This is a genomic window from Pseudomonas sp. MWU12-2037 (assembly GCF_023242345.1).
Classification (GTDB): Bacteria; Pseudomonadota; Gammaproteobacteria; order Pseudomonadales; family Pseudomonadaceae; genus Aquipseudomonas; species Aquipseudomonas gingeri_D.
This window is the reverse complement of record NZ_JALLIZ010000002.1, coordinates 250,366-276,995: the sequence shown is the minus strand read 5'-3', so window position 1 is coordinate 276,995 and position 26,630 is coordinate 250,366. Positions and strand designations below refer to the sequence as shown.

General features: G+C 62.0%; 25 protein-coding genes. 15 read left to right on the top strand and 10 right to left on the bottom strand.

All coding sequences use genetic code 11. The features are described from left to right. Positions 1-194: 194 nt before the first annotated feature. A complete protein-coding gene (locus tag M5B42_RS04480; protein WP_040064907.1) occupies positions 195-395 on the bottom strand; it encodes a hypothetical protein in 201 nt (66 codons plus the stop codon). 622 nt (positions 396-1,017) lie between these two features. Here M5B42_RS04480 and pcaR point away from each other — a divergent pair. The 7 genes from pcaR to M5B42_RS04445 all read left to right on the top strand — a co-directional run bounded on the left by pcaR (position 1,018) and on the right by M5B42_RS04445 (position 8,207). Next, entirely contained in the window at positions 1,018-1,860 is an 843-nt protein-coding gene (gene pcaR, locus M5B42_RS04475; protein WP_152737931.1) for a pca regulon transcriptional regulator PcaR, read from the top strand. A 194-nt stretch (positions 1,861-2,054) separates the two neighbouring features. Further along, positions 2,055-2,912: a CoA transferase subunit A gene (locus M5B42_RS04470; protein ID WP_248745131.1), complete on the top strand. Its 858-nt coding sequence runs from the start codon at positions 2,055-2,057 to the stop codon at positions 2,910-2,912. Beyond that, the gene (locus M5B42_RS04465) at positions 2,909-3,691 is read left to right on the top strand and encodes a CoA-transferase subunit beta (protein WP_178129803.1); all 783 of its coding nucleotides are present in this window, start codon (positions 2,909-2,911) and stop codon (positions 3,689-3,691) included. Before M5B42_RS04470 ends, M5B42_RS04465 begins: the two co-directional genes overlap by 4 nt. Then, positions 3,688-4,893, top strand: a complete 1,206-nt coding sequence (pcaF, locus tag M5B42_RS04460) for a 3-oxoadipyl-CoA thiolase (protein ID WP_248745270.1) — start codon at positions 3,688-3,690, stop codon at positions 4,891-4,893. The genes M5B42_RS04465 and pcaF overlap by 4 nt, the downstream gene beginning before the upstream one ends. A 128-nt stretch (positions 4,894-5,021) precedes the next feature. Next, entirely contained in the window at positions 5,022-6,317 is a 1,296-nt protein-coding gene (locus tag M5B42_RS04455) for an MFS family transporter (protein ID WP_248745130.1), read from the top strand. Between the two features lie 66 nt (positions 6,318-6,383). Further along, positions 6,384-7,178, top strand: coding sequence for a 3-oxoadipate enol-lactonase (pcaD, locus tag M5B42_RS04450; protein WP_248745129.1), 795 nt, complete (start codon positions 6,384-6,386; stop codon positions 7,176-7,178). Positions 7,179-7,307: 129 nt separating this feature from the next. Then, positions 7,308-8,207, top strand: a complete 900-nt coding sequence (locus M5B42_RS04445) for a polysaccharide deacetylase family protein (protein WP_103496336.1) — start codon at positions 7,308-7,310, stop codon at positions 8,205-8,207. Between the two features lie 54 nt (positions 8,208-8,261). Here M5B42_RS04445 and M5B42_RS04440 read toward each other — a convergent pair whose 3' ends face one another. The 3 genes from M5B42_RS04440 to M5B42_RS04430 are packed head-to-tail and all read right to left on the bottom strand — an operon-like array spanning position 8,262 to position 14,026. Next, positions 8,262-9,713: an AdeC/AdeK/OprM family multidrug efflux complex outer membrane factor gene (locus tag M5B42_RS04440; RefSeq protein ID WP_103496337.1), complete on the bottom strand. Its 1,452-nt coding sequence runs from the start codon at positions 9,711-9,713 to the stop codon at positions 8,262-8,264. Continuing rightward, positions 9,710-12,862, bottom strand: coding sequence for an efflux RND transporter permease subunit (locus M5B42_RS04435; protein ID WP_103496338.1), 3,153 nt, complete (start codon positions 12,860-12,862; stop codon positions 9,710-9,712). The genes M5B42_RS04440 and M5B42_RS04435 overlap by 4 nt, the downstream gene beginning before the upstream one ends. 3 nt (positions 12,863-12,865) lie before the next feature. Then, positions 12,866-14,026 carry an efflux RND transporter periplasmic adaptor subunit gene (locus M5B42_RS04430; RefSeq protein WP_152737957.1) on the bottom strand — a complete coding sequence of 387 codons (1,161 nt, stop codon included), beginning with the start codon at positions 14,024-14,026 and terminating at the stop codon, positions 12,866-12,868. A gap of 254 nt (positions 14,027-14,280) precedes the next feature. On the opposite strand from M5B42_RS04430, the gene M5B42_RS04425 reads away from it, so the two are divergent. Continuing rightward, positions 14,281-14,913: a TetR family transcriptional regulator gene (locus M5B42_RS04425; protein WP_103496340.1), complete on the top strand. Its 633-nt coding sequence runs from the start codon at positions 14,281-14,283 to the stop codon at positions 14,911-14,913. A gap of 326 nt (positions 14,914-15,239) precedes the next feature. Here M5B42_RS04425 and M5B42_RS04420 read toward each other — a convergent pair whose 3' ends face one another. From M5B42_RS04420 to M5B42_RS04405, 4 genes are all read right to left on the bottom strand, one after another. Beyond that, positions 15,240-15,776, bottom strand: a complete 537-nt coding sequence (locus tag M5B42_RS04420; protein ID WP_248745128.1) for a hypothetical protein — start codon at positions 15,774-15,776, stop codon at positions 15,240-15,242. Positions 15,777-16,052: 276 nt separating this feature from the next. Next, positions 16,053-17,102, bottom strand: a complete 1,050-nt coding sequence (locus M5B42_RS04415) for an alkene reductase (RefSeq protein WP_248745127.1) — start codon at positions 17,100-17,102, stop codon at positions 16,053-16,055. Between the two features lie 34 nt (positions 17,103-17,136). Beyond that, a complete protein-coding gene (locus M5B42_RS04410; RefSeq protein ID WP_177099874.1) occupies positions 17,137-18,303 on the bottom strand; it encodes an MFS transporter in 1,167 nt (388 codons plus the stop codon). A 16-nt stretch (positions 18,304-18,319) separates the two neighbouring features. Further along, entirely contained in the window at positions 18,320-18,622 is a 303-nt protein-coding gene (locus M5B42_RS04405; protein ID WP_100938725.1) for a helix-turn-helix transcriptional regulator, read from the bottom strand. A gap of 156 nt (positions 18,623-18,778) precedes the next feature. Here M5B42_RS04405 and M5B42_RS04400 point away from each other — a divergent pair, with 156 nt between their 5' ends. Continuing rightward, a complete protein-coding gene (locus tag M5B42_RS04400; protein ID WP_103496344.1) occupies positions 18,779-19,372 on the top strand; it encodes an ACP phosphodiesterase in 594 nt (197 codons plus the stop codon). A 16-nt stretch (positions 19,373-19,388) separates the two neighbouring features. On the opposite strand, the gene M5B42_RS04395 is transcribed toward M5B42_RS04400, so the two are convergent. Beyond that, the gene (locus M5B42_RS04395; protein WP_103496345.1) at positions 19,389-20,201 is read right to left on the bottom strand and encodes a lysophospholipid acyltransferase family protein; all 813 of its coding nucleotides are present in this window, start codon (positions 20,199-20,201) and stop codon (positions 19,389-19,391) included. Next, positions 20,201-20,956: an L-ornithine N(alpha)-acyltransferase gene (olsB, locus tag M5B42_RS04390; RefSeq protein ID WP_103496346.1), complete on the bottom strand. Its 756-nt coding sequence runs from the start codon at positions 20,954-20,956 to the stop codon at positions 20,201-20,203. The genes M5B42_RS04395 and olsB overlap by 1 nt, the downstream gene beginning before the upstream one ends. A gap of 330 nt (positions 20,957-21,286) precedes the next feature. Between olsB and M5B42_RS04385 the strand changes: the two genes are divergently transcribed. From M5B42_RS04385 to M5B42_RS04360, 6 genes are all read left to right on the top strand, one after another. Beyond that, positions 21,287-22,387, top strand: a complete 1,101-nt coding sequence (locus M5B42_RS04385) for a serine hydrolase (protein ID WP_248745126.1) — start codon at positions 21,287-21,289, stop codon at positions 22,385-22,387. Further along, positions 22,384-22,713, top strand: coding sequence for an amidase (locus M5B42_RS04380; RefSeq protein ID WP_248745125.1), 330 nt, complete (start codon positions 22,384-22,386; stop codon positions 22,711-22,713). The genes M5B42_RS04385 and M5B42_RS04380 overlap by 4 nt, the downstream gene beginning before the upstream one ends. Positions 22,714-22,777: 64 nt before the next feature. Then, a complete protein-coding gene (locus tag M5B42_RS04375; protein ID WP_248745124.1) occupies positions 22,778-23,356 on the top strand; it encodes a YceI family protein in 579 nt (192 codons plus the stop codon). 1 nt (position 23,357) lies between these two features. Then, positions 23,358-24,515 carry a phosphatidylserine/phosphatidylglycerophosphate/cardiolipin synthase family protein gene (locus M5B42_RS04370; RefSeq protein WP_103496350.1) on the top strand — a complete coding sequence of 386 codons (1,158 nt, stop codon included), beginning with the start codon at positions 23,358-23,360 and terminating at the stop codon, positions 24,513-24,515. A gap of 40 nt (positions 24,516-24,555) precedes the next feature. Next, positions 24,556-25,194, top strand: coding sequence for a LysE family translocator (locus M5B42_RS04365; protein ID WP_248745123.1), 639 nt, complete (start codon positions 24,556-24,558; stop codon positions 25,192-25,194). Between the two features lie 81 nt (positions 25,195-25,275). Beyond that, positions 25,276-26,553 (top strand): GGDEF domain-containing protein, encoded by a 1,278-nt coding sequence (locus M5B42_RS04360; RefSeq protein ID WP_248745122.1) that lies wholly within the window; start codon positions 25,276-25,278, stop codon positions 26,551-26,553. Positions 26,554-26,630 lie beyond the last annotated feature (77 nt).

The following is a 26,630-nucleotide window of genomic DNA, read 5'->3' as shown; positions in this document are numbered from 1 at the left end:
AAGGGGGCGCGATTATGCCAGAAAACTTTCAGGTGAGGGCCTGCCTGACGCCATTTGACCTGGGTGGGCGGTCAGGCCCGACGGTTGACACGCGGATGGCGTAGGTCTTGGTGTCCAGCGGACCAGGCGTTGTCCGGGTAGGAAAGGCCTGGCGGCGAGGGGCGAGGCCCGGCAAGGTATCAATACCGATAAGCCTAAGGCTCTTCAGCCTTGAGTTCCTTTTCCATTTTTTGCAGTTCCTGGGTAAATGCCTGGTCCAGAAGACTGGCTCGTTTGCGCCAGGGTTTGCGCTCCGGATCGGGTTGCGCGGCGTAGGTGGTGACAGCCCCGCCGTAAACATCCTTGTAACGTTGTTCCTGGCGCTCAAGTTCCGCGCGCAGTTCGTCTTTCGTCACAGTACTACCTAATTTGAGTTGAGTTATTGTCTTCAATTAAACACAACCGCCCTGACGAGACGTTCAATCTCGGGCTTGAGCGCTGAGAGTCGGAACCCCTGTCGGGCCAGACGGCCTTGAGGTCGTACAGGGTATTATAGCGGTCGGTTTGACTGATACTATCGCGAAGATAAGGGAATTCGTCAACTTTGTTGGTGAGTTTTGTGGTGTAGGAGTTTTTAACTGTAACTTGAGGGCGAGGTAACCGCTGCCTGTTTTTTGACGACAGTTATCAATTCAAGTTGCAGTGCAATAAACCCGATACTTGGAAATACAATCCCGGTTCTGTTGAGGCGCCGTTGTTCAACTTCTTGATCGACGCCCTGGGCGTGACCGCCAGAGGATTAAAAAAAACGGCCTCACTTCGTGGGTGAGGCCGGACCGACGCAGCCCTCCCGGTGGGTACCTGACCAGTATCCCGGGAAACCCGCGCGGCGTGTCCAAGGTATAAGCTGCGGCGATCAGGGTCAATTGCGATTATCGGCCAGTGGTTCGATAATCGCACAAAGTTGAATGGTCCCGGCTTGCCTATCCGCCCGGGCCCGGCCTGTAATGGGCCTCCACGGCAGACAAGGAATTTGTAATGAACGACCAACTGCGTGATGCCTTCGCCTCCGTGGCACCGCCCATCGTCGCCTCGCCGGCCAAGCGTATCCAGGCGTTTACCGGCGACCCCGACTTCATGACTTCGCTGGCCCGTGGCCTGGCGGTGGTGCAGGCGTTCCAGGAACGCAAACGGCACCTGACCATCGCGCAGATCAGCCACCGTACGGAAATTCCGCGGGCGGCGGTGCGACGCTGCCTGCATACCTTGATCAAGCTCGGTTATGCCACCACCGACGGACGGACCTATTCGCTGTTGCCCAAGGTCTTGACCCTGGGACACGCGTACCTGTCGTCCACGCCCCTGGCGGTGTCGGCGCAGCCCTATCTCGATCGCATGAGCGAGCAACTGCACGAAGCCTGCAACATGGCGACCCTGGAAGGCGACGACATCCTCTATATCGCCCGCTCGGCCACCACCCGGCGGCTGATCTCGGTCGATCTTTCGGTGGGCGGCCGCTTGCCGGCCTATTGCACGTCCATGGGCCGAATCCTCCTGGCGGCGCTGGACGATGCTTCCTTGCACGAGTATCTCGAACACGCCGACCTGCAGGCCAAGACCAGTCGGACCCTGCATACCCCCGACGCCTTGCTCGAATGCCTGCAACAGGTTCGCCAGCAAGGCTGGTGTATTGTCGATCAGGAACTGGAGCAAGGTTTGCGTTCGATTGCCGTGCCGGTCTACGACGCCTCCGGGCAAGTGCTGGCGGCGCTGAACGTCAGCGCTCATGCCGGGCGTGTCAGCTGTAGCGAACTGGAGCAACGTTTCCTGCCGAGCATGCTCAAGGCCAGTCGTGAACTGAGTGCGCAGCTGTTTTCCTGAGTCGACGCGGCTGCGCCTTCCTGGACGAATCGCTTGAAGGATTAAACGGTAGCTTGCAAACAATCCGTTCGATTATCGAACAGTTAATCGATTATCGGATTGTTAGGCCGCCGACCCCCGGCTTACCCTGAGCTCATCACGGCGCTGAATTTCGCGCCGCCCCTCAGGTGTGTTGAAACCGGGAGTCTGCATCCATGGCTGAAATCCTTTCGCTGCATGACGCGGTGAAGCAGTTCGTCAACGACGGCGATACCGTCGCGCTCGAAGGCTTCACCCATCTGATTCCGACGGCGGCGGGTCATGAAATCATTCGTCAGGGCAAGAAAGACCTGACGCTGGTACGCATGACGCCCGATCTGGTCTATGACCAGTTGATCGGTGCCGGTTGCGCCCGCAAGCTGATTTTCTCCTGGGGCGGCAATCCGGGCGTGGGCTCGCTGCACCGCCTGCGTGATGCCGTCGAGAAACACTGGCCGCACCCGCTGGAAATCGAAGAGCACAGCCATGCCGACCTGGCCAACGCCTATGTGGCCGGCGCCTCCGGCTTGCCGTTCGCGGTCCTGCGGGCCTATGCCGGCTCTGATCTGCCGAAGGTCAATCCGCTGATCAAGACGGTCATCTGTCCGTTCACCGGCGAAGTGCTGGCCGCCGTACCATCGGTACGCCCGGACGTCACCGTGATCCACGCGCAGAAAGCCGACCGCAAGGGCAATGTGTTGCTCTGGGGCATTCTCGGGGTGCAGAAGGAAGCGGCCCTGGCGGCCAAGCGCTGCATCGTCACCGTCGAGGAAATCGTCGACGACCTGCAGGCGCCGATGAACGCCTGTGTCCTGCCGACCTGGGCCCTGAGCGCCGTCTGCCATGTCCCCGGCGGTGCCCATCCGTCCTACGCCCATGGCTATACCGAACGTGATAACCGTTTCTACCAGGCCTGGGACCCGATCGCCCGCGACCGCGCCACCTTCACTGCCTGGATCGACGAGTACATCCATGGCACCGCGAACTTTGCCGAGTTCCAGAGCAAACTGGCCCACGCTTCGGAGGTTAAGTGATGACCTACACCACCAATGAAATGATGACGGTGGCCGCCGCCCGCCGCCTGAAGAACGGTTCGGTCTGCTTCGTCGGCATCGGCCTGCCATCCAAGGCCGCCAACCTGGCGCGCCTGACCTCTTCGCCGGATGTGGTGCTGATCTACGAGTCGGGGCCGATTGGCGCCAAGCCCAGTGTATTGCCGCTGTCCATCGGTGACGGCGAACTGGCGGAAACCGCCGACACCGTGGTGCCGACCGGTGAGATCTTTCGCTACTGGCTGCAAGGCGGGCGCATTGATGTCGGCTTTCTCGGCGCGGCCCAGGTCGACCGTTTCGGCAATATCAACACCACCGTGGTTGGCGACTATTTTTCGCCCAAGGTCCGCCTGCCCGGTGCCGGTGGAGCCCCGGAAATCGCCGGCTCGGCGAAAAGCGTACTGATCATCCTCAAGCAGTCGGCACGTTCCTTCGTCGACAAGCTGGACTTCATCACCTCGGTCGGTCACGGCGAAGGCGGTGATTCGCGCAAACGCCTGGGTCTGCCGGGGGCCGGCCCGGTGGGGATCATCACCGACCTGTGCATCATGGAGCCGCAAGCCCCCAGCCACGAGTTCGTGGTGACCGCGCTGCACCCGGGGGTGACCCGCGAGCAAGTGATCGCCGCCACCGGCTGGGCCGTGCGCTTTGCCGATCAGGTTGCGGTCAGCGATGCCCCCAGCGAGATCGAACTGAACGCCTTGCGCGACCTCGAAACCCGCACCGCCGCGGCCCACGGCCAAACCCCTGGAGAAGCCTGATGCGCGATGTCTTTATCTGTGACGCCATTCGTACCCCCATCGGTCGTTTCGGTGGCGGCCTGGCCGGCGTGCGCGCCGATGACCTGGCGGCTGTGCCGATCAAGGCGCTGATGGAACGCAACCCGTCGGTGAACTGGAACGAGCTCGATGAAGTGTTTCTCGGCTGTGCCAACCAGGCTGGCGAAGATAATCGCAACGTCGCCCGTATGGCGCTGTTGCTGGCGGGGTTGCCGGAGACGGTGCCCGGCGTGACCCTCAATCGTCTCTGCGCCTCGGGAATGGACGCGATCGGCACCGCGTTCCGCGCCATTGCCAGCGGCGAAATGGAGCTGGCGATTGCAGGCGGCGTGGAGTCCATGTCCCGTGCCCCCTTCGTGATGGGCAAGGCCGACGCGGCGTTCTCCCGCAATATGAAACTGGAAGACACCACCATCGGCTGGCGTTTTATCAACCCGCTGATGCAGGCTCAATATGGTGTCGATACGATGCCGCAGACCGCCGACAACGTGGCGGACGACTATCAGGTGTCCCGCGCCGACCAGGACGCTTTTGCCCTGCGCAGCCAGCAACGCACGGCTGTCGCCCAGGCCGCCGGTTTCTTCAGTGAGGAAATCGTGCCGGTGCGAATCGCCCACAAAAAAGGCGAGACCGTGGTCGAGCACGATGAGCATCCACGGGCGGACACGACGCTGGAGGCCCTGGCCCGGCTCAAGCCCGTCAACGGTCCGGACAAGACTGTCACCGCTGGCAATGCCTCGGGTGTCAACGATGGCGCCGCCGCGCTGATCCTGGCCTCCGCCGAGGCCGTGAAGAAACATGGCCTGACAGCCCGTGCCCGGGTGCTCGGCATGGCCAGTGCCGGTGTCGCGCCCCGGGTCATGGGGATCGGCCCGGTACCGGCCGTGCGCAAGTTGACCGAGCGCCTGGGGCTGGCCGTCAGCGACTTCGACGTTATCGAACTGAATGAAGCCTTCGCCAGCCAGGGCCTGGCGGTGCTGCGCGAACTGGGTATCGCTGACGATGCGCCGCAGGTCAACCCGAACGGTGGTGCCATCGCCCTCGGTCATCCGCTGGGCATGAGCGGGGCCCGCCTGGTGCTGACAGCACTCCACCAGTTGGAAAAGACCGGCGGCAGCAAGGGCCTGGCAACCCTGTGTGTCGGCGTTGGGCAGGGGCTGGCGCTGGCGATTGAGCGGATCTGAGATCCACAGGCAACAAAACAGGCGCCCGGATGACTGCCACGCACTGTCATTCGGGCGAATGTTCTTGCAAAACAGGTCTGTTGCAAAGTATGTCTAGACTGCAACTTACCTCCTTCGAGTGATGAGACATGACAACAACAACGATGCCGTACACCTCCGAAGAACGTAACAAGAGAATTTTTGCGATTGTCGGTGCTTCTTCCGGCAACCTGGTCGAGTGGTTCGACTTCTACGTCTATGCCTTCTGCGCGATCTATTTCGCCCCGGCGTTTTTTCCGTCTGGCGACCCCACGGCGCAGTTGCTCAACACCGCCGGTGTGTTCGCCGCCGGCTTTCTGATGCGGCCCATCGGTGGCTGGCTGTTCGGCCGCGTGGCCGACAAACATGGCCGCAAGAACTCGATGATGATCTCGGTGCTGATGATGTGCGGTGGCTCCCTGGTCATCGCCTTCCTGCCTACCTACGCGTCCATCGGTGCCTGGGCACCGTTTCTGCTGCTGGTCGCGCGTCTGTTCCAGGGGCTGTCGGTGGGCGGTGAATACGGCACCACCGCGACCTATATGAGTGAAGTGGCCCTGCGTGGCCAGCGTGGCTTCTTCGCCTCGTTCCAGTACGTGACCCTGATCGGCGGCCAGTTGCTGGCGGTGCTGGTACTGGTGATCCTGCAGCAGTTCCTTACCGAACCGGAGCTCAAGGCCTGGGGCTGGAGGATTCCATTTGTGATCGGTGCCATCGCGGCATTGATCTCGCTGTTGCTGCGCCGCGCCCTGAAGGAAACCACCAGCAAGGAAACCCGCCAGGACAAGGACGCCGGCAGCATCCGGGCGTTGTTCCGCGATCACAAGGCCGCCTTTATCACCGTGCTCGGCTACACCGCCGGCGGCTCGCTGATTTTCTACACCTTCACCACGTACATGCAGAAGTACCTGGTGAACACCGCCGGCATGACGGCCAAGACCGCCAGTTTCATTATGACTGCCGTACTCTTCCTCTATATGTGTATGCAGCCATTGTTCGGCCTGCTCTCGGACCGTATCGGCCGGCGTAACAGCATGCTCTGGTTCGGCGCCCTGGGGACCCTGTGCACGGTGCCGATCCTGCTGACCCTGAAGACCGTGACCAGCCCGTTCCTGGCCTTTGTGCTGATCACCCTGGCACTGGCGATCGTCAGTTTCTACACCTCCATCAGCGGCCTGGTCAAAGCCGAGATGTTCCCGGTCCAGGTGCGCGCACTGGGCGTGGGCCTGGCCTACGCGGTGGCGAATGCGATCTTCGGTGGTTCGGCGGAATACGTGGCCCTGAACCTGAAGTCGGTAGGGATGGAAAACGCCTTTTACTGGTATGTGACGGTGATGATGGCGGTGGCCTTCCTGTTCAGCCTGCGCCTGCCGAAAGAAGCGGCCTACCTGCACCACGATCATTGATCGGTTCGCGCGCGTCCTTTACGGACGCGCGTCAATACGTTGGGTTTTTATTTGAAGGGGATAACCGTGGGTTTCGTACGACTTGCCGAAGGTGAACTGCATTACCAGCTTGATGGACCGCCCGAGGCTCCGGTACTGGTGCTGTCCAACTCGCTGGGGACTGACCTGGGGATGTGGGACACCCAGATTCCGCTGTTTGCCGAGCACTTTCGGGTACTGCGTTACGACACCCGCGGTCATGGTCGCTCGCTGGTGACACCGGGGCCTTACAGCATCGAGCAACTGGGGCATGACGTCCTGGCGTTGCTCGACGCGCTGGAGATCGAGCGGGCGCACTTCTGCGGCCTGTCCATGGGCGGTCTGATCGGCCAATGGTTGGGCATCAATGCCGGCCATCGCCTGCACCGGCTGATTGTCTGCAATACGGCCGCCAAGATCGGCGATGCGGCCGGCTGGAATCCACGGATCGAAGCCGTTTCGACGGGCGGCCAGGCGGCGATGCTGGCCCTGCGCGACGGGGCGGTTTCACGCTGGTTCACCCCGGCATTCGCCGAGGCGCACCCGGATCGGGTCAAACCGATTACCGAGATGCTCGCGGCCACCTCGCCCGAGGGCTATGCGGCCAGCTGCTGCGCCGTGCGCGACGCCGATTTTCGCGATCAGTTGACGCAGATCCAGCTGCCGTTGCTGGTGATTTCCGGCAGCGAGGACGCGGTGACGCCGCCTTCGGGCGGGATCTTTATCCAGCAGCACGTCGAGGGCGCCGAATACGCCGAGTTCCATGCCGCGCACCTGTCCAACGTGCAGGCCGGCGACGGCTTCAGCCAGCGGGTGCTGGATTTCCTGTCCGCCAGGGTGTGAAACGTTCCGAGTGAAATCCTTCTCTTTTAGATGAAACTTTCACCGCGGCCTGAACGCCTTCGCGGATGTTGTGCTCTGATAAGGGCGATGGCCCTTCTGCCATTGCCTTGATCCGGACCCACCCTATCCATGAAGTCGTTTGCTGCATTGCTGTCAGGGCTTGTGATCGCCACGAGCCTTGCCGCTTGCATCGGTCCGCCGATGCCCCTGACACCCCAAACCGAACAGGCCCTGCGTTCGCAGCCGCCGATCCGTTTTCTGCTGAGCTTCGATGACGGTCCCAACGCCTCGAGTTTCTGGAACCCGACGGCGTCGGTGCTCGATGACTTGGCGCATAACCCGATCCAACCGGGAATCAAGGCGATATTTTTCGTCCAGACCCGTGCCACCCGAGCGGGTAACAGCGACATCGGTCGTGCGCTGATGCGTCGCGAGCATGCCGAAGGGCATATCCTCGGCTTTCATACCGCGACCCCCTCGCACACCAATCACCGCTCCTTGAGCCCGGAAGAACTGGAGCAGTCGCTCAACAATGGCATTGCGGACATTACGGCGATCACCGGCGCGCCGCCGACGATCCTGCGTCCGCCGTTCTGGAACTACGACAAGCGCACCTTCGCCGCTTACCAGCAGCATGGCCTGCACGTGTTGTTGACCGACCTGAGTGCCAATGACGGCAAGGTCTGGGGCATCACCGCCAGCCCGCAGCGGCGAGCCAACCTGCTCAAGCACCTGGCCGAAGTCCGCGAACAGATCGCCCGTGGTGAAATGCCGGTGGTCGATGGGGTGATTCCGGTGGTGGTGACCTTTCACGACCTCAATCGCTACACCGCCCGGCATATGCAGGAATATCTGCAAATCCTGATGGACTGCGCGCGGGACACCGGTGTGCGGACCGCCGAGCAGCCTTTCTATACGGACAGTTCGGCCTTGTTGCGAGCGATCATGGCGCGCACGGTGCATGACAGCGCTGTGCCCGTGCACCTGCCGGGGTTCTGGAATTGGTGGTGGGACGGCGATTCCCACTAGCCCTTTTGTCCAGGCAAAAAAAAGCCCACCTGGAAGCGGTGGGCTGGTGAGGGGTCAGCCTTTCGGCGGTTCCTCGGAGATCGGCTTGGCCTGGCCGCTGTTTTCGTACCAGCCACCGCCGAGGGCCTTGTACAGGTTGACCTCGCTGGTGAGCTGCGACAGGCGATCGCTGATCAGCGATTGCTGGGCACTGAACAACGAGCGCTGGGCATCGAGGAAGGTCAGGTTGCTGTCGACACCAATGCGATAGCGACGCTCGGCCAGGCGGTAGTAATCCTGGTTGGCGGCGACCAGGTCACGCTGGGCCTGCAACTGCTGGTTGAAGGTCTGGCGTGCGGCCAGGCCATCGGAGACTTCCTGGAAGCCGGTCTGAATGGCTTTCTCGTAATTGGCGACGCTGATGTCTTTCTGGATTTTCGAGTAATCCAGGCTGGCTTTCAGGCTACCGGCGTTGAAGATCGGAATGTTGATGCTCGGTGCGAACGACCAGGTCCCCGAGCCACCCTTGAACAGACCACCCATATCCGGGCTCAAGGTCCCGGCATTGGCCGTCAGGCTGATGCTCGGGAAGAACGCCGCGCGGGCGGCGCCGATATTGGCATTGGCCGCCTGCAACTGATGCTCGGCGCCGAGAATATCCGGACGCCGTTGCAGCAGTTCGGACGGCAGGCCGGCCGGCATGTCGCTGAGCAGCTTGGCCGACAGCGGTTGAGCCGCCGGCAGGTTGGCCGGGATGCCGCTACCGAGCAGCAGGGCCAGGCTGTTCTGGTCTTCGGCCACCTGGCGCGTGAACTGCGCCAGTTTGACCCGCGCACCTTCCACCGATGTCCGCGACTGGCTCAGGTCCAGGGCGGAAGCCACGCCCACTTCGTTGCTGCGGGCGGTCAGCTTGTAGCTCTCCTCGTAAGCCGCCAGGGTGTCCTGGGTCAGCTTGAGCAGTTCCTTGTCGGCCTGCCAAGTCAGGTAGGCATTGGCCACGCTGGCCACCAGGCTGATCTGGGTGGTGCGGCGCGCTTCTTCGCTGGCGAAGTAGGTCTGCAGCGCCTTTTCGCTCAGGCTGCGGACACGGCCGAACAGGTCCAGCTCATAGGAGCTGATCCCGAGGGTCGCCGAGTACTGGCTGTTGATCGTTTCCCTGCCGGTACTAGAGGCGGCCGCCGGTACCCGTTGCCGACTGCCGTTGCCATTGGCGGTGACCGCCGGGAACAGGTCGGCGCGCTGGATCTGGTACTGGGCGCGGTAGGCGTCGATATTCAGTGCCGCAACCCGCAGGTCACGGTTGTTTTCCAGGGCCACCTGGATCAGCTGTTGCAGCGCCGGGTCGTTGAAGAACTGGCGCCAGCCCTGTTCGGCGGCGGCGGTGTTTGCCGCCTGGGCCGGCGAGTAGGCCGGCCCTTGCGGGTACTGCGCCGCTACCGGCGCTGCGGGACGCTGGTAGTCGGGGATCAACGAGCAACCGCTGAGCACGAAGGCCGCGACCGCTACACTGAGAAGGGACTTGCTCATTGGCCAGCCTCGTTGCTTGGAGTTTCAGTAGTGTCTGACTTCTTGTGCTTCTTCTCGCCGCCGATGGACGACACCGATACGAAGAACAGCGGAACCCAGAAGATCGCCAGAATCGTCGCGGTGATCATACCGCCAATCACGCCCGTACCGATGGCGTGCTGGCTACCCGAACCGGCACCGGTGGAAATCGCCAACGGCACCACGCCGAGGATGAACGCCAGGGAGGTCATGATGATCGGACGCAGACGCATCCGACAAGCCTCGACGGCGGCATCGATCAGGCTGCGGCCCTGTTCATGCAGTTCCTTGGCGAATTCGACGATCAGGATGGCGTTTTTCGCCGCCAGGCCGATGGTCGTCAACAGGCCCACCTGGAAATACACATCGTTGGACAGCCCGCGGAAGGTCGTCGCCAACAGCGCGCCGATGATCCCCAGCGGTACCACCAGCACCACGGCGATGGGGATCGACCAGCTCTCGTACAGTGCGGCGAGACACAGGAAGACCATCAGCAGCGACAGGGCGAACAACGCCGGCGCCTGGGAGCCGGACAGCTTCTCCTCGTACGACAGGCCGGTCCAGGAAATCCCGACGCCGGCCGGCAGTTTCGCGGCGATGGCTTCGACTTCCGCCAGGGCCTGGCCGGTACTGTAGCCGGGGGCCGGAGCACCGAGGATCTCCACGGCGGCGACGCCGTTGAAACGCGAGAGCTTCGGCGAACCGTAGACCCACTCGCCCTTGGCGAAGGCGGAGAACGGCACCATGACCCCGGCGGTGTTGCGCACGTACCACTTCTGCAGGTCCTCAGGACTCATCCGTGAACTCGGTTTACCTTGCACGAACACCTTCTTCACCCGACCACGGTCGATGAAGTCGTTGACATAACTGGCACCCAGCGCAATCGACAAGCTGTTGTTGATGTCCGATAGGGACAGGCCCAAGGCGCTGGCGCGTTCGTCGTCGATGCTCAGTTGGTACTGCGGCTCATCGTTCAGTCCGTTCGGACGCACCTGACTGAGCACCTTGCTCTGCGCGGCCATGCCGAGGAACTGGTTGCGGGCGGCCATCAACTTCTCGTGACCGATACCGGCCTTGTCTTGCAGATAGACGTCGAAACCGATGGCGTTACCCAGCTCCAGTACGGCCGGAGGGGCGAAGGCAAACACCATCGCATCGCGGAAGGAGAAGAAGTGCTGCTGCGCGCGGGCGGCGAGGCCGAACACGCTGTTCTGGCTGGTGCGCTCATGCCATGGCTTGAGCATGATGAAGCCCAGGCCCGAGCTCTGGCCATTACCGGCGAAGTTGAAACCGTTCACGGTAAACACCGAGGCCACGGTGTCGGATTCCTTGGTCAACAGATACTCACGCATCTCGTCGAGGACCGCCTGGGTCCGCTCGGCACTGGAGCCGGATGGCGTCTGTACCTGGGCGAACAGTACACCCTGGTCTTCTTCCGGCAGGAACGAGGTCGGAATGCGCATGAACAACCAGATCATGCCGGCAAAGATGATCACGTAGACCAGCAGGTACGGCGCCTTGTGGCGCAGGATGCTGCCGACGGTGCGCTCATAGCCACGCACACTGCGATCGAAATTGCGGTTGAACCAGCCGAAGAAGCCGCGTTTGGCCGTGCCGTGGTCGCCCTTGGCAATCGGTTTGAGCATGGTGGCGCACAGCGCCGGGGTGAAGATCAGGGCAACCATCACCGACAGGGCCATGGCCGAGACGATGGTGATCGAGAACTGTTTGTAGATCACCCCGGTGGAGCCGGCGAAGAACGCCATGGGCAGCAGTACCGCCGAGAGCACGAGGGCGATACCCACCAATGCGCCCTGGATCTGCCCCATGGATTTCTTGGTCGCTTCCTTGGGTGACAGGCCTTCCTCGCTCATCACCCGTTCGACGTTTTCCACCACGACGATGGCATCGTCCACCAGCAAGCCGATGGCCAGTACCATGCCGAACATGGTCAGGGTGTTGATGCTGAAACCGGCCGCAGCGAGGATCCCGAAGGTCCCGAGCAGTACCACCGGTACGGTCATGGTGGTGATGATGGTGGCGCGGAAGTTCTGCAGGAACAGGAACATCACCAGGAACACCAGCACGATCGCCTCGACCAGGGTTTCAACCACGCCCTTGATCGATTCGGTCACCACCGGGGTGGTGTCGTACGGGTAGACCACTTGCATGCCCGGCGGGAAGAACGGCTCCAGGGTGGCGATGGTCTGGCGCAAGGCCTTGGCGGTGTCCAGGGCGTTGGCGCCGGCAGCGAGTTTCACTGCCAGGCCGGAGGCCGGCTTGCCATTGTACTGGGCGTTGATGCTGTAGTTTTCACCGCCGAGGGCGACATCGGCGACATCCCCCAGGCGTACTTGCGAGCCGTCCTGGTTGACCTTGAGCAGGATCGCCTTGAACTGTTCGGCGGTCTGCAGGCGGGTCTTGCCGATGATGGTGGCGTTCAGCTGTTGGCCGGGCATGGCCGGCAGCCCACCGAGTTGCCCGGAGGCGACCTGGACGTTCTGCGCGGCGATGGCGGTTTTCACGTCCACCGGGGTCAGCTTGAAGTTGTTCAACTTGGCCGGGTCAAGCCAGATGCGCATCGCATACTGGGCACCGAACACCTGGAAGTCACCGACACCGGCGGTCCGCGAGATCGGGTCCTGCATGTTGGAAACGATGTAGTTGGCCAGGTCGTCGCGGTTCATGCTGCCGTCTGTCGAGACAACACCAATCACCATCAGGAAGTTCTTCACTGACTTGGTCACGCGGATACCCTGCTGCTGCACTTCTTGCGGCAGCAGCGGGGTGGCCAGGTTCAGTTTGTTCTGCACCTGGACCTGGGCGGTATCGGGGCTGGTGCCCTGATTGAAGGTCGCTGTGATGGTCATGCTGCCGTCGGAGTTACTCGACGACTCGATATAACGCAGGTTGTCGATACCGTTGAGTTGCTGCTCGATCACCTGGACCACGGTGTCCTGCACGGTCTGCGCCGAAGCGCCCGGGTAGGTCACGGCAATCGCGATAGCCGGCGGTGCAATGGCCGGGTACTGGTTGATCGGCAACTTGAGGATCGATAGAGCCCCGACCAACATGATCACCAGGGCGATCACCCAGGCGAAAATCGGGCGGTCGATAAAAAATTTCGACATGGTTTACTCCCCTTTGCTGCCTGCGGCTTTAACTGTGGCCGGGGCAGGTGCCGGGTTGGCTGCCTTCACATTGCTGGCTTCGGAGGCCTTGACTTCAACGCCAGGACGCACGAACTGGAGACCTTCGGTGATCACCCGATCGCCGGCTTTCAGGCCGTCTTCGATCAGCCATTGGTTGCCGACGGTACGGCTGGCCTTGAGCTGACGCAGTTCGACCTTGTTGTCCGGGCCGACGACCAGGGCGGTCGGGGTGCCCTTCAGGTCGCGGGTCACGCCTTGTTGCGGGGCGAGAATCGCGGCGCTGTTCACACCGGCCTGCAATTGGGCATGCACGAACATGCCGGGCAGCAGGGTGTGATCCGGGTTCGGGAACACCGCCCGCAGGGTCACGGAGCCGGTGGTTTCATCCACGGTGACTTCCGAGAACTCCAGCTTGCCGTCCTGCTTGTACTGGCTGCCGTCTTCCAGGGTCAGCTTGACCGAGGCGGCATTGTCGCCGGCTTTCTGCAGGCGACCGCTTTCCAGCTCGCGACGCAGTTGCAGCAGTTCGGCGGTGGACTGCGTCACGTCGACGTAGATCGGGTCGAGCTGCGAGATCGTTGCCATGGCGTTGGTCTGGCCACTGCTGACCAGCGCGCCTTCGGTCACCGAGGAACGACCGATACGGCCGGACAGCGGCGCGTAGACCTTGGTGTAACGCACGTTGATCTGGGCGCTTTGCAGGGCCGCTTCCGATTGCAGGCGGTTGGCGACGGCGGTGTCGTACTCCTGACGGCTGACGGCTTGCTCATTCACCAGTTGCTTGTAGCGATCGGAAATCGACTTGGTCGATTGCAGGTTCGCTTCGGCGCTTTTCAAGGTCGCTTCATAGACCGATGGGTCGATCTGGTACAGCTGCTGGCCGGCTTTGACATCGCCGCCTTCCTTGAACAGACGCTTGAGAATGATGCCATTGACCTGTGGGCGAACTTCCGCGATGCGGTACGCCGTGGTCCGGCCGGGGAGGTCGGAAGTCAGGGTAAACGGTTGGGCTTGCAGGGTGACGACGCCGACCTGAGGCGCGGCAGGAGCTGGCGCAGCCGCCTTTTCCTCTTTACATCCGCTGAGCAGCGATGCCAGGGCGACGGCAGTGACCAGAGCGGTAACAGCTGGCTTGAGTTGCATGAAGATCCTCGGGTCAGGCGCGCACGATGCGCACAAGAAAAGTGGAAGGGTAAGAAAGGTGATCCGGGTGGATAAATAGGTTGCTAATGAATATACTTACATTCATGGTTGTTTGTAAATACTTGCGCTTTGCGCAGAAATAGTTACAAAGCATGTAATTTAGCCCGGGAAAAGGCACAAGAATCGCCTCCCGCCATTAAGTTCCGATTACGCCCGGCGTTGCTCCGTGGCACCCTGATTGAGGTTTTACTGCCATGGTCCGTCGCACCAAAGAGGAAGCTCAGGAGACCCGGAGACAGATACTCGAAGCTGCCGAAAAGGCCTTCTATGAGCGTGGTGTGGCGCGCACGACCCTGGCCGACATCGCGACCCTGGCGGGCGTGACCCGGGGTGCGATCTATTGGCATTTCAGCAACAAGGCCGAGTTGGTGCAGGCGATGCTCGACAGCCTCCACGAGCCGCTGGATGCGTTGGCCCGGGCGAGCGAGAGTGAAGAGGAAGTCGATCCGCTGGGCTGCATGCGCACGTTGTTGATCCATGTGCTTCGTCAGGTTGCGCTGGACCCCCAGACCCGGCGAATCAACGAAATTCTGTTTCATAAGTGCGAGTTCACCGATGAAATGTGTGACCTGCGCCGTCAGCGCCAGGCCGCCAGTGTGGACTGCAATCTGAAGATCGGCCTGACCTTGCGTAACGCCATTGCCCGCGGACAATTGCCCGAGCAACTCGACCCGGCCCGTGCGGCCATTGCCATACACGCTTACATCCATGGGATCATTGCTCAATGGCTGTTGGTCTCCGACAGCTTTGAACTGCAGACGGAAGCGGAGCGTCTGGTCGACACCGGGCTGGACATGCTGCGCTTGAGCCCGGGCCTGCGCAATTAAGTCAAAATGCGTAATTGATTCTAGTTGTATCAGAGTCGGACGCGAGCAAAGTTGATGCGTCATATCGACAGATATCAGCTGACCATTATCTACCTGACAGCTTTATCTTGGTAGTTAGTAAGCTACGTATTTTGTAGCGAAAGTGTTGCGACTCTGTGAATGAATGTGCCGATTTGTTGCACAAATTGCTGAGCTGGCGCTCAACGGCATGGTGATGCTGGCTCTCTGCGGGCTGGCGGTGGCCTGGGGGAGGGGCCGGCGGCGACAAGGCCCGGTGTTTTTCCCCGCAGGCTCCGTCTTGACCCGGTGTTGACCACCGCGATTATTCAATACTCGATACCACTCAACTCATGCTGAACTTGACGTTGTAGCTGTAGGGGGGGGGCCTTGAGGGTTTTGCTCAGGCGCGCCTTGCAGGAAGCCTGGCGCTCACCGATGGACTCGGCTTTCCTGATCCAGATGGGCAGGTAGTTGGGGCGCTGGGTGTGGGCGAAGCGTTCTTCCAGGGTATGTTGGGCAACGAATCGGCACTTGCGTGGCCCGGCGCCATAGATAAACCAGGCCCGCGGCCCGTCCAGTACCAGTTCACGGCGCTCGCCACTGGCGATGTTGAAACTTGACGGCGCCGCGCCGTGCAGGTCGAGGCCGGTGCCCAGGAGTTCGAGGGGCTCGGGGGAGTCGTTGCTGATCTCGATGGACGTGACTATTTTGGAAAAGCCCGGTGTTGACGGGTCTGGTTCTGCAGCGCCAGGTCCGAACGTGTCGCCGTCAGCCGCGCCGGTGGCGAAGGCGGCCAATGAAATCAGGCCCGAGAGTACGGCGCAGAACAGGGCGAGGCTGATGGACTGCAAGAGAGGTGTCATCTTATTAATTCCTTTTAATGAGGTCTTTTGAGACAGCGTCATCCCATGACACTGCGCGCCTAGCCGATTCCGGCGGGCTGCTGGGTAAGTATGGGGTTTGCTACCGAAAATACCCGGAGTAAAGGGCAGCGTCGTATGTAGGCTTATTCCTGTATTTGGGTGAGTTGCTTCAATGAATATGGCGAGTTGCAGGCGACTGTCCTACCCGCCGCCCACAAAAAAGCCCCGGCACTTTCGGGCCGGGGCTTGCTGCTGGCGAGCTTTGTGGGCGCGTGCTTACAGCGTCGGGTAGTCGATATAGCCGACCGGGCCTTTGCCGTAGAAGGTTTCCGGGTGCGCCGGGTTCAATGGCGCATCGGCCTTCAGACGGGCTGGCAGGTCCGGGTTGGCAATGAACGGCACGCCGAAGGCCACCGCATCGGCCTTGCCGCTGGCCAGCCAGGCGTTGGCGCTGTCCTTGGTGAAACGTTCATTGGCGATGTAAGGGCCGCCGAACGCCGCCTTCAGTTGTGGGCCAAGGCTGTCGTCGGCTTCTTTCTCGCGGGAGCAGATAAACGCGATACCGCGCTTGCCCAGTTCACGAGCGACGTAGGTGAAGGTCTGCGAAAGGTTCTCATCACCCATGTCATGGGAATCGGCGCGTGGCGCCAGGTGCATGCCGACACGACCTGCGCCCCAGACTTCGATCACGGCGTCAGTCACTTCGAGCATCAGGCGCGCACGGTTTTCCACGGAACCGCCGTAGTTGTCGGTGCGCCGGTTGGTGCTGCTTTGCAGGAACTGGTCGAGCAGGTAGCCGTTGGCGCCGTGGATTTCCACACCGTCGAAACCGGCGGCCTTGGCGTTTTCCGCACCGACCCGGTAAGCGTCGACGATGTCGGCGATTTCAGCGGTTTCCAGGGCGCGTGGGGTCGGGTAGTCCGACAGTGGGCGCACCAGGCTGACATGGCCCTTGGGCTGGATGGCGCTCGGTGCGACCGGCAGTTCGCCGTTCAGGTACGAGGGATGGGAAACCCGGCCCACGTGCCACAGTTGCAGGAAAATCCGCCCGCCGGCAGCGTGGATAGCCTTGGTCACGTTGGCCCAGCCACGCACCTGGTCGTTGGACCAGATACCCGGGGTGTCCGGGTAGCCGACGCCCATTGGGGTCACGGAGGTGGCTTCGCTGAGGATCAGGCCGGCGGAGGCGCGCTGTACGTAGTACTCGGCCATCAGGGCGTTGGGTACGCGACCTTCATCGGCGCGGCAGCGGGTCAGCGGGGCCATGATGATGCGGTTGGGCAGTTCGAGGTCGCCCAGTTTGATCGGATCGAAAATAGTTGCCATGTGTACAACCCTCGTTATCAGTTAGTCGCGGAATTCAGTGGGTAGCAGGCGCCAGTTCGTCGTTGTCGCTCTGGCGAAAGGTAATCAGGGTCACCAGCAGGGCCAGGACCGCCAATGCCGCGGCGGCCAGGGGCACGCTGGTGAGGCCGAAGCCGTTGGCGATGACGCTGCCGCCGATCCAGGCCCCGAGGGCATTGCCGACGTTGAAGGCGCCGATGTTCAGGGTCGAGACCAGGTTGGGGGCGGCCTGGCCGTAGGTCACCACGTTGATCTGCAGGGCCGGCACGGCGGCGAAGCAGGCCGTGGCCCAGAGGAACAGGGTGATCTCGGCGGGGATCAGCACCAGGCTGCTCCAGGTCAGCGCGGTGGCCAGTACGGCCATGGCGATGAACACGCCGATCAGCGTCGCGGCGAGGTTCTTGTCCGCCAGCTTGCCGCCGATGATGTTGCCGAGGGTCAGGCCCAGGCCCATCAGCACCAGGGTCCAGGTCACGCCCCGTGGCGAGACGCCGGTGACTTCGCCGAGCAGCGGCGCGATATAGGTGAACAGGGCGAACACGGCGGCGGAGAACAGTGCGGTCATGCTCAGAGAGAGCCAGAGCCCGGCGCCCTTGAGTGCGGCCAGTTCGGCGCGCATGTCGAGTTTTTCCTCGTCGTGCTTGGCCGGCAGGTAGCGGATCAGGCCGATCAGCGCGATCACGCCGATCACGGTCACCGCCCAGAAGGTCGAGCGCCAGCCGGCTTCTTGGCCCAGTGCGGTGCCCAGCGGTACACCGAGCACGTTGGCCAGGGTCAGGCCGGTGAACATCAGGGCTACCGCCGAGGCACGCTTGTCCGGGGTCACCAGGTTGGCCGCCACCACCGAACCGATACCGAAGAAGGCACCGTGGCACAGGGCGGTGATGATCCGGGCGAACATCAGCACGTTGTAGTCACTGGCGATGGCACAGAGCAGGTTGCCGACGATAAAGATCCCCATCAGCGCGACCAGGGCTGTCTTGCGCGGCAGCCCTGCGGTGGCCATGGCCATGAACGGTGCGCCGATCGCCACGCCCAGGGCATAGCCGGTCACCAGCCAGCCGGCGCCGGGAATCGACACGCCGAGGTCCGCCGCCACATTGGGCAGCAGGCCCATGATGACGAACTCCGTGGTGCCGATGGCGAAAGCGCTGAGGGCCAGGATGAGTAACGAGAGGGGCATCTTGTGCGGTCCTTGTTTAGAGCTCTTGGCTCATGATGCGGAGGAATTCCTGGATGGTTTCCTCATTGCGTTTGAAGAAGTGCCATTGACCGGCTTTCTGGCTGCTGATCAACCCGGCGCGTTGCAGGGTCGCCAGGTGCGCGGACACGGTGGACTGCGACAGGCCGCAGCGCTGGTCGATCTGTCCGGCGCAGATGCCGTACTCATGGTTGTGGTGCTGTTCAGGGAACTGGTTTTTCGGGTCTTTCAGCCAGCTGAGAATGTCTCGGCGTACTGGGTGTGCCAGCGCTTTTATTATTTCGTCGAGGTCAAGGGGCATGGTCGTTGCTCAGGGTGGGTAAAACGTTATATCGCGATGGGGCGAAATATATATCGGTATTTCGCGATACACCAATATGATTTTGATCTGAACTCAGTGTGGTTCGCTATATCGGGTTATAACGATATAGGCTGACGAGGTGCTAAGCTGTCGACCATGAATTATCTCGCACACCTGCATCTGGGCGGCCAGCGCCCGGAACAACTGCTCGGCAGCCTCTATGGCGATTTCGTCAAGGGTCGCGTGCAAGGGCAGTTCACCCCCTCGATCGAAGCGGCGATTCAGCTGCATCGCCATATCGATGTGTTTACCGATCGGCACCCTTTGGTGGGTCAGTCCTTGTCGCGGTTTTCCCTGACACGGCGGCGCTATGCCGGGATCGCCCTGGATGTGTTCTTCGATCACTGCCTGGCGCGGGATTGGGCGCTCTATGCCGAAGGCGAATTGGACAGCTTTACCGCCCAGGTCTATCGCGTGCTGGAAAGTGAGCGGAATCTGCCGGGGCGTCTGGCCGAGATCGTGCCTTATATGGTGGCGAACGACTGGCTGGGTTCCTACCGCGATTTCGAGGTGCTGGGACAGGTGTTGCGAGGGATTTCGCGGCGTTTGTCGCGGCCGGAGGCGCTGCTGCATGCGATGGGCGAATTGGAGGGGTTGTATGAGCCGTTGAGCGAGGACTTCCGGCTGTTCTATCCCGAGCTGCTGGCGTTTTCCCGCGCTCACTCGCTGAGTGAGCGCGATCCCCTGTAGCCTGGCCCGCCGGGTTTTATGCCGCTTCCGATCGAGCCGTTTCGGTTTCGGCCTGGCGCGGTGCCGAACGTTTCACTTCAGCCACCTCACCGAACAACGCCATCTGAACCGCCTGTTGCGCCTGGAAGGCCAGCGCCGCGCGTTCCTGGCCGTTGCAGGCGATCGGTTCGAGAATCTGGATCTCCACATCGCCCTGGTCGTTGGAAAACAGGCGCATCAGGTGCGAGAGCAGATCGTCGTCGCCAATGAACGGGGCCAGCAGGTCCGGCTTGCCGTCGCGCAGATAACGAATGGCCACCGGTTGCAAGGCCACGTCCGCATCAATCGCCGCCGACAGCAGGCGACCATGGAAGGTGCGCAGCGAACGACCGTCGGTGGTGGTGCCCTCCGGAAACATCAGCAAGGGGTGTTGCTGCTCCAGGTGACGGGTCATCTGCTTGCGGATCAGTTGGCTGTCGCCCGAGCCACGGCGGATGAACAGGCTGCCGGCTTTCGCCGCCAACCACCCGGCCACTGGCCAGGTCCGTACTTCGGCCTTGGACAGGAAGGACATCGGGGCCAAGCCGCCGAGCAGGGCGATATCGGTCCAGGACACGTGGTTGCTGACCCACAGCATCGGCCGGCTCGGCAGTTCGCCGCGCACGGTTACGCGAAAGGGCAGGGCATTGCTCAGGCGCGCCATGAAAAAACGTGACCAGCGTTGCCGCCGGACCATGGAGTTGGCGACCCCCAGGCGTTCGAAAACCCCAAATACGCTGGCCATGCTCAGGCCGAGCCCCACCACCACCAGCACCCGTGCGATGCGGCCGTATACCCGTAGGCGGCTCATCAGACTGCCGCCTTGAAGTGCCGGGCATAGCGTGGGCACAAGTCGTCGCGCTTGAGCAGGATAAATACGTCGGCTACCTGGAAGTCTTCGTCCCAGCACGGCTCGCCGCAGATCTTCGCGCCCAGGCGCATGTAGGCCTTGAGCAAAGGAGGCATTTCGGCGATGACGTTGCCGGGAATATCCAGTGACGGCAGCGGCTTTTTCGGTTCGGCGCGCAGGTGCTCGTTGCACAGGTAGCGTTCGCGCAGGCGCTGCATGATCGCCTGGGCCTGGATTCCGCCGTCCTGCATCGAGATGCTGGCGCACCCCATCAGGTAGCTGTAGCCGCCTTCGTTGAGGATTTCGGCCAGTTCGCTCCAGAGCACGGCGATTGTACCGCCATTGCGGTAGGCCGGATCGACGCAGGTACGGCCGATTTCCAGGATCGGCCCTTGCAGATGGCCCAGACCGTGGAGGCTGAATTCTTCTTCGCTGTAGTAACGGCCCAGGGTGTTGGCGGCCTTGTGGTCGAGCAGGCGGGTGGTGGCCACCAGGCGACCGCTGTTCAGGTCGCGCACGCCGATATGGGCGCAGTGCACATCATAATCATCCATGTCCAGGCCCAGTTCAGCGCCCTTGAGCTTGGCATTGAATTCGCCGCTGAAGACGTTGAAGCGCAAGGCCTGGGCTTCTTGCAATGCCGCGGCGCCCAACAGGCGTTCGGCTTGCAGGCGGCGTTCACTGCCGGTGTCGCTGATGCGGGCGATCTGGGTCATTACGAGTCTCCGGTTGCCGGCCAGGGGTGCGGCCAGTCGACTTTGTTGTGCAAAGTCAGGCTATTTAGCCCCGGTGTCATCGCCATGAAGCTTTGGTGATGCTTATATGACAGGGTCCCGGGATGGGCCACTCAAGGCGCCGAGACCTTGAATACTCCCCAAAACCCGTAGGAGCAGGGCTTGCCCGCGAAGGCGTCCTTGAGAACGCAAAAGGCTTCGCTGGCAAGCCCTGCTCCCACAGGTTCTATATTCGGTCTCGGAGAATCCGTGCCCCGGATTGTCATCAAACGCGCTTAAGCTGGCGCGAGGCTATTTCTGCGAGCGGGCTCCATGTCCAAGGGTTCGACCTTTTTTCCTGCCTTGTTGTTGGCGTTCTGCGTCACCGCGCGTGCCGAGGTCTGGCCGGCTGAAGACTGGTCCCTGGGGCCGCAGGTGTCCGGGCCGGTGGTTGCAGCCCTGGAGTCCTACGCGTTTCCCGCCCGTGACGATGACACGCGAAAAGGCATTCGCAGCGATGCGCTGTTGGTGATTCGCCATGGCCAGATCGTCTATGAGCGTTATGCCGGTCCCACCAGCGTCAACACCCCGCACCTCACCTGGTCCGTCAGCAAAAGCGTGATGGCCGCCGTGCTTGGCGTGGCCTATGGCCAAGGCCTGTTCCAGCTGCATGATTCGGCGGCGTGCTTCTATCGACCCATGCGCGCCCATCCCAATGTGACCCTGGAACACCTGATGAACTGGTCCTCCGGTATCGACTGGCAGGAGGACTACGAATACGCGCCGCTGAAGTCATCGGTGGTGGCGATGCTCTACACCCTTGGGCACACCGATATGGCTGGCTACACCGCCGGCCATGGTGAGCTCGCCCGGCCGGGGCAGGCCTTCCGTTATTCCAGTGGCGACAGCAACGTACTGTCCGCCGCCTTGCGCCGGATTGTCGGTGCCAAGCGTTACCCGAACTATCCCTGGACAGCTCTGTTCGACCCGCTGGGTATTCGCAGCGCGGTCTGGGAGCGCGATGCCAGCGGCACTTTCGTGGCCTCGTCCTATGTCTATATGACGGCGAGGGATCTGGCGCGGATCGGCCTGTTGATGGAGCGCGAGGGACGCTGGGGGGAACGGCAACTGCTGCCCAGGGCCTGGGTGAATTTCAACCTGCGGCCCTTCGCCGGCTACAAACCAGGGCAGGACGAAGCCGTGGGCGGCGGCCAGTGGTGGCTCAATCGTTCGATCAAGGGCGCCGCCAAGCCTTGGCCGGATGCGCCGCCGGACACCTTCGCCGCCCTCGGGCACTGGGGCCAGGTGTTGTACGTGATCCCCAGCGCGGACCTGGTCATCGTGCGCTACGGCGATGACCGCGACGGCAGCTACCGGCACAACGAACTGCTCAAACGAGCACTGGCGGCGTTCGCGCCGACGGTGGCGCCATGAGTACCAAGGGATTTGTGCGCCGGCGTCCGCTGGTCAGTCTGTTGTTGGTGTTGCTGGTGGCCCTGGGCACCTGGACCTGGCATGAGCGGCAGGCCTTGCACGCCTTTCCGGGGATCATCAGCGCCTATACCGCCAAGGAATACTGTTCCTGCCGTTATGTGATGAACAATTCGGCGGACTATTGCCTGGGGTACGTCAAACAGTCGGTTCCGGTCAGTGATTTCCATGATGATCCCCTGCAACACCGGGTCACCGCCCGGGGGCTGGGGCGCAGCAGCAGTGCTGTCTGGGTTGGCCCGCGCGAGGGCTGCCGGCTGGAGCCCTGATCCGTGGTTTGCCACCTCTATCCGTGGCGGGTAAGGTGGTGCCTACGTTCAATCAGGAGCTTGCATGCACCGGTCCCGCCTATTTCTGGCCCTGCTCGGGGTGCTCGCCCTGCCGGCACAGGCCAACTGGTACCTGGACAATGAGTCCTCACGCCTGTCGTTCATCAGCACCCACAACGCCGATATTTCCGAAGTCCATCGTTTCCTGACCTTGCACGGCAAGATCGACGGTCGGGGCCTGGCGACCCTGGAAGTGGAACTGGAGTCGGTCAGCACTGGCATTCCCCTGCGCGACGAGCGCTTGCGTCGCGACCTGTTCGAGATCAAGACCTGGCCCGAGGCGCAGATCGTCGCGCAGATCAATGTCCAGCCGATCAGCGACCTGGCGCCTGGCGCGCAGCTGGAGTTGCGCCTGCCGCTGGTGGTGAAGCTGCGCGGCAAGGAGCACAGCTACAACGCCGAACTGCTGGCGACCCGACTCGATGACCGGCGTTTCCAGGTGGTGACCCTGGAGCCGTTGGTGCTGCATGCCGAAGACTTCGACCTGCTGCCGGGGCTGGCGACATTACGCAAGGCCGCCGGTCTGTCGGCCATCAGTTTATCGGTACCGGTGGGCGCGGTACTGATTTTCGCGGCGCGCTGACATGGCCGGGGCGATCTTCCCTTGGCGGGCCGACAACGCTTTCGAACTGTTGATCGACGGCCCGAATTTTTTCCCACGGATGTTTGAGGCGATTGCCCGGGCCGAGCGGCAGGTGGAGCTGGAGCTCTATCTGGTGGAGGCCGGTGCCTGTGCCGAGGCCATGGTCCGGGTGCTGGCCGAAGCGGCCGAACGGGGCGTGCGGGTGCGTTGCCTGTTCGATGATTACGGCAGCCTTGCGTTTACCCTTGGCCTGCGTCGACGCTTGACCGAGGCCGGGGTCGAGTTGCGTTTCTACAATCGTCTGAGCTGGCGCCGTTGGGTACGTAACCTCTACCGCGATCATCGCAAGCTCTTGTTGGTGGATCAGTCCCTGGCGGTGGTCGGCGGTACCGGTGTTACCGATGAATTCTGGACCCCGGGCGAAGAGCGCTTCGAATGGCACGAAGTCATGGTGCGGATCAGCGGTCCCCTGGTACTTGACTGGCAACTGCTGTTCGACCGCCAGTGGCTGGCCAACGCCCAGCGTGCGGCCTGGAAACCCGTAACGCCTTTCGGTCTGCCACGCCTGCCGCGGGTTCCACCGGCCGGGCAGGGCCTGGGCCGGGTAGCCTACGCCGATGCCCGGCAGCACCGGGACATTCTGCGCTCTCTGGTGCGGGCGCTGAACAGCGGCCAGGAGCGCGTCTGGTTGGCGACCCCGTATTTTCTGCCGACCTGGAAAGTCCGCCGCTCCCTGCGCCGGGCCGCCAATCGGGGCATCGATGTGCGGCTGCTGCTGACCGGGCCGCGTACCGATCATCCCTCGGTGCGCTATGCCGGCCATCGTTATTATCCGCGCCTGCTCAGGGCCGGGGTGCAGATTTTCGAGTACCAGCCGTGCTTCCTGCATCTGAAAATGGTGCTGATCGATGACTGGGTCAGCATTGGCTCGTGCAATTTCGATCACTGGAACCTGCGCTTCAACCTGGAGGCCAATCTCGAAGCCCTCGATCCGTCGTTGACCCGGGCGGTGGAGGCCAGTTTCCTCTACGATTTCGCCCTCAGCGAGCCGGTCAGCCTGCAGGACTGGAAGGCACGGCCGCTATGGCGGCGGGTCAAGCAGCGGCTATGGGGTTGGGTTGATCGGTTGGTAGTCAATGCGCTGAATCGGCGGGGTTGATAGACTCCAGTCCAATACGCCCCGCGCCCAGGAATTGCCGATGACTGCTTCGTTGCTCATGGCTGTGCTCGCCTCCGGCTTTATCTACGGCATTACCCCGGGGCCCGGTGTGCTGGCGGTCTTCGGCATAGGTGCGGCCCACGGACGGGTGGCGGGGGCGGGGTTTCTCTGTGGGCACTTGTTGGGCGATGTGATCTGGTGCAGCACGGCGCTGGTGGCCATCGTCGGTGCCCGGGAAATCGGCAGCAGTGCGTTCGATATCCTTGGTGTACTCAGCGGTCTCTACCTGTTCTGGCTGGGTCTGCGGGCGATCCGCACCCGGCGCTCCAGTGCCGAGACGCCCCAGGGCGCGGCGCGGCAACCCTTCGTACACGGCATCCTGTTCGGCCTGACCAACCCCAAGGCTTACCCGGTGGCGGTCGCAACTTTTACTGCCTTGCTTTCCAGTCGTGCCGAACTGTTGCAGTGGTCGATGTTGCCTTGGCTGATTTTTCTCAGTTTCCTTGGCGGTGTCGCGGCATACGCTATCCTCATTGGTGTTGTCGGTGCCCGGCGGGTCAGGACGTTTTACCAGCGGCACGAGTTGATAATCACCCGCTTATGTGGCGTGATGTTTATCGGCTTCGCCATCAATGCGCTGGTCCATGCGTTGCCGGGATTGATGCCGAACAAGGCTTGAATCTGCTGCAAGGGGAGGGCAGGAAGCCGGTGTTTCCATGGATAGATGCTGACGCTTACTTTTTTGGGCGATCTCTTTCTGATGGAATCCAAGACTGTCACACCGCTGGCCAGCTTTATCGACCTGTTGATGGACGCCGTGTGCGCGGTGGATATCGAAGGGCGATTCGTTTTTGTCAGCGCCGCCTGCGAGCGGATCTTCGGCTACACCCAGGGCGAACTGATCGGCATGCCGATGATCAACCTGGTGCTGCCGGCAGACCGCGAGCGCACGTTGATGGCCGCCAGCGAAATCATGGGCGGTCAGCCCAAACCGTATTTTGAAAACCGCTATGTGCGCAAAGATGGCCAGGTGGTGCATATCATGTGGTCGGCGCGCTGGTCCGAGGTCGACCAGTTGCGTATCGCCGTGGCCCGGGATATCACCGAGCGCAAACTGGCGGAGTCCCGGCAGGCGGCGCTCTACGCGATTTCCGAGGCCGCCCACGCCACCGAGGATCTGCTGGCGCTGTTCCAGCGGGTGCACCAGATCATCGGCGAATGGCTGCCAGCGGAGAACTTTTGCGTGGCGCTTTACGATCAGCAGCGCGATCAGCTGAGTTTTCCCTACCATATTGACGACCGCCGCCAACCGCACACGGTCGACCGTAACTGTGCCGAGATCGTGCGCAGCGGCCAGCCCCTGTTGCTGAACATTGAAGGCGCACCCTCTTGCCTGGGCGTGCCGTTGAATTCACAGAACGGCACCATTGGTGCGTTGTTGGTAAAAAGCAGCGGTGGCGAGCGCTACACCGAACACGACCTGGAGCTGCTGCAATTCGTCTCGGCCCAGGTCGCGGCGGCTATCGAGCGCAAGCAATTGCATGCACGCCTGGAGTACATGGCGCGCTACGATCAACTGACTCATCTGCCCAACCGGGCTTTCCTCCACGAGCGCCTGAAGAGCGCATTGGTCCGGGCGCGGAGCGAGGGGGCGCTACTGGCGTTGCTTTATGTCGATCTGGACAAATTCAAGCAGGTCAACGACAGCTTTGGGCATGCGGTGGGCGATCTGCTCCTGCAGGAAGTGGCCCGGCGCCTGCAACGATGTGTCCGGGATACCGACACCGTGGCGCGTATCGGTGGTGACGAATTCGTTATTCTACTGGAGCATCTGCAACTGCCGGAGCACGCGAACCGGGTGGCCGACAAGGTCCGCAGCCTGCTGCGCGAGCCCGTGCTATGGGAAGATTGCGGCCTGATCATCGTGGCGAGTATCGGGATTGCGCTGTATCCGGAAAATGGCGAAGAAGCACAGCAACTGTTCAAGCACGCGGATGAGGCGATGTATGGGGCCAAGCGGGGGGTGGTGGCGCACTGATAAAGGCGATTGTAGTGATTTGTATCTGTGTTTGTACAAAATCGCTAAAGTTCGGTGGTTTCAGGTCGATGTCAAGG

Bases quoted from the DNA above. Each gene is read 5' to 3' on its own strand.
- M5B42_RS04415 (WP_248745127.1), bottom strand. From the start codon at position 17,102: ATGGCAACTATTTTCGATCCGATCAAACTGGGCGACCTCGAACTGCCC.
- M5B42_RS04425 (WP_103496340.1), top strand. From the start codon at position 14,281: ATGGTCCGTCGCACCAAAGAGGAAGCTCAGGAGACCCGGAGACAGATA.
- M5B42_RS04420 (WP_248745128.1), bottom strand. From the start codon at position 15,776: ATGACACCTCTCTTGCAGTCCATCAGCCTCGCCCTGTTCTGCGCCGTA.
- M5B42_RS04430 (WP_152737957.1), bottom strand. From the start codon at position 14,026: ATGCAACTCAAGCCAGCTGTTACCGCTCTGGTCACTGCCGTCGCCCTG.
- pcaR (WP_152737931.1), top strand. From the start codon at position 1,018: ATGAACGACCAACTGCGTGATGCCTTCGCCTCCGTGGCACCGCCCATC.
- M5B42_RS04385 (WP_248745126.1), top strand. From the start codon at position 21,287: ATGTCCAAGGGTTCGACCTTTTTTCCTGCCTTGTTGTTGGCGTTCTGC.
- M5B42_RS04435 (WP_103496338.1), bottom strand. From the start codon at position 12,862: ATGTCGAAATTTTTTATCGACCGCCCGATTTTCGCCTGGGTGATCGCC.
- M5B42_RS04365 (WP_248745123.1), top strand. From the start codon at position 24,556: ATGACTGCTTCGTTGCTCATGGCTGTGCTCGCCTCCGGCTTTATCTAC.
- M5B42_RS04470 (WP_248745131.1), top strand. From the start codon at position 2,055: ATGGCTGAAATCCTTTCGCTGCATGACGCGGTGAAGCAGTTCGTCAAC.
- M5B42_RS04410 (WP_177099874.1), bottom strand. From the start codon at position 18,303: ATGCCCCTCTCGTTACTCATCCTGGCCCTCAGCGCTTTCGCCATCGGC.
- M5B42_RS04405 (WP_100938725.1), bottom strand. From the start codon at position 18,622: ATGCCCCTTGACCTCGACGAAATAATAAAAGCGCTGGCACACCCAGTA.
- M5B42_RS04440 (WP_103496337.1), bottom strand. From the start codon at position 9,713: ATGAGCAAGTCCCTTCTCAGTGTAGCGGTCGCGGCCTTCGTGCTCAGC.
- M5B42_RS04370 (WP_103496350.1), top strand. From the start codon at position 23,358: ATGGCCGGGGCGATCTTCCCTTGGCGGGCCGACAACGCTTTCGAACTG.
- M5B42_RS04455 (WP_248745130.1), top strand. From the start codon at position 5,022: ATGACAACAACAACGATGCCGTACACCTCCGAAGAACGTAACAAGAGA.
- olsB (WP_103496346.1), bottom strand. From the start codon at position 20,956: ATGACCCAGATCGCCCGCATCAGCGACACCGGCAGTGAACGCCGCCTG.
- M5B42_RS04400 (WP_103496344.1), top strand. From the start codon at position 18,779: ATGAATTATCTCGCACACCTGCATCTGGGCGGCCAGCGCCCGGAACAA.
- M5B42_RS04380 (WP_248745125.1), top strand. From the start codon at position 22,384: ATGAGTACCAAGGGATTTGTGCGCCGGCGTCCGCTGGTCAGTCTGTTG.
- M5B42_RS04375 (WP_248745124.1), top strand. From the start codon at position 22,778: ATGCACCGGTCCCGCCTATTTCTGGCCCTGCTCGGGGTGCTCGCCCTG.
- M5B42_RS04445 (WP_103496336.1), top strand. From the start codon at position 7,308: ATGAAGTCGTTTGCTGCATTGCTGTCAGGGCTTGTGATCGCCACGAGC.
- M5B42_RS04360 (WP_248745122.1), top strand. From the start codon at position 25,276: ATGGAATCCAAGACTGTCACACCGCTGGCCAGCTTTATCGACCTGTTG.
- M5B42_RS04395 (WP_103496345.1), bottom strand. From the start codon at position 20,201: ATGAGCCGCCTACGGGTATACGGCCGCATCGCACGGGTGCTGGTGGTG.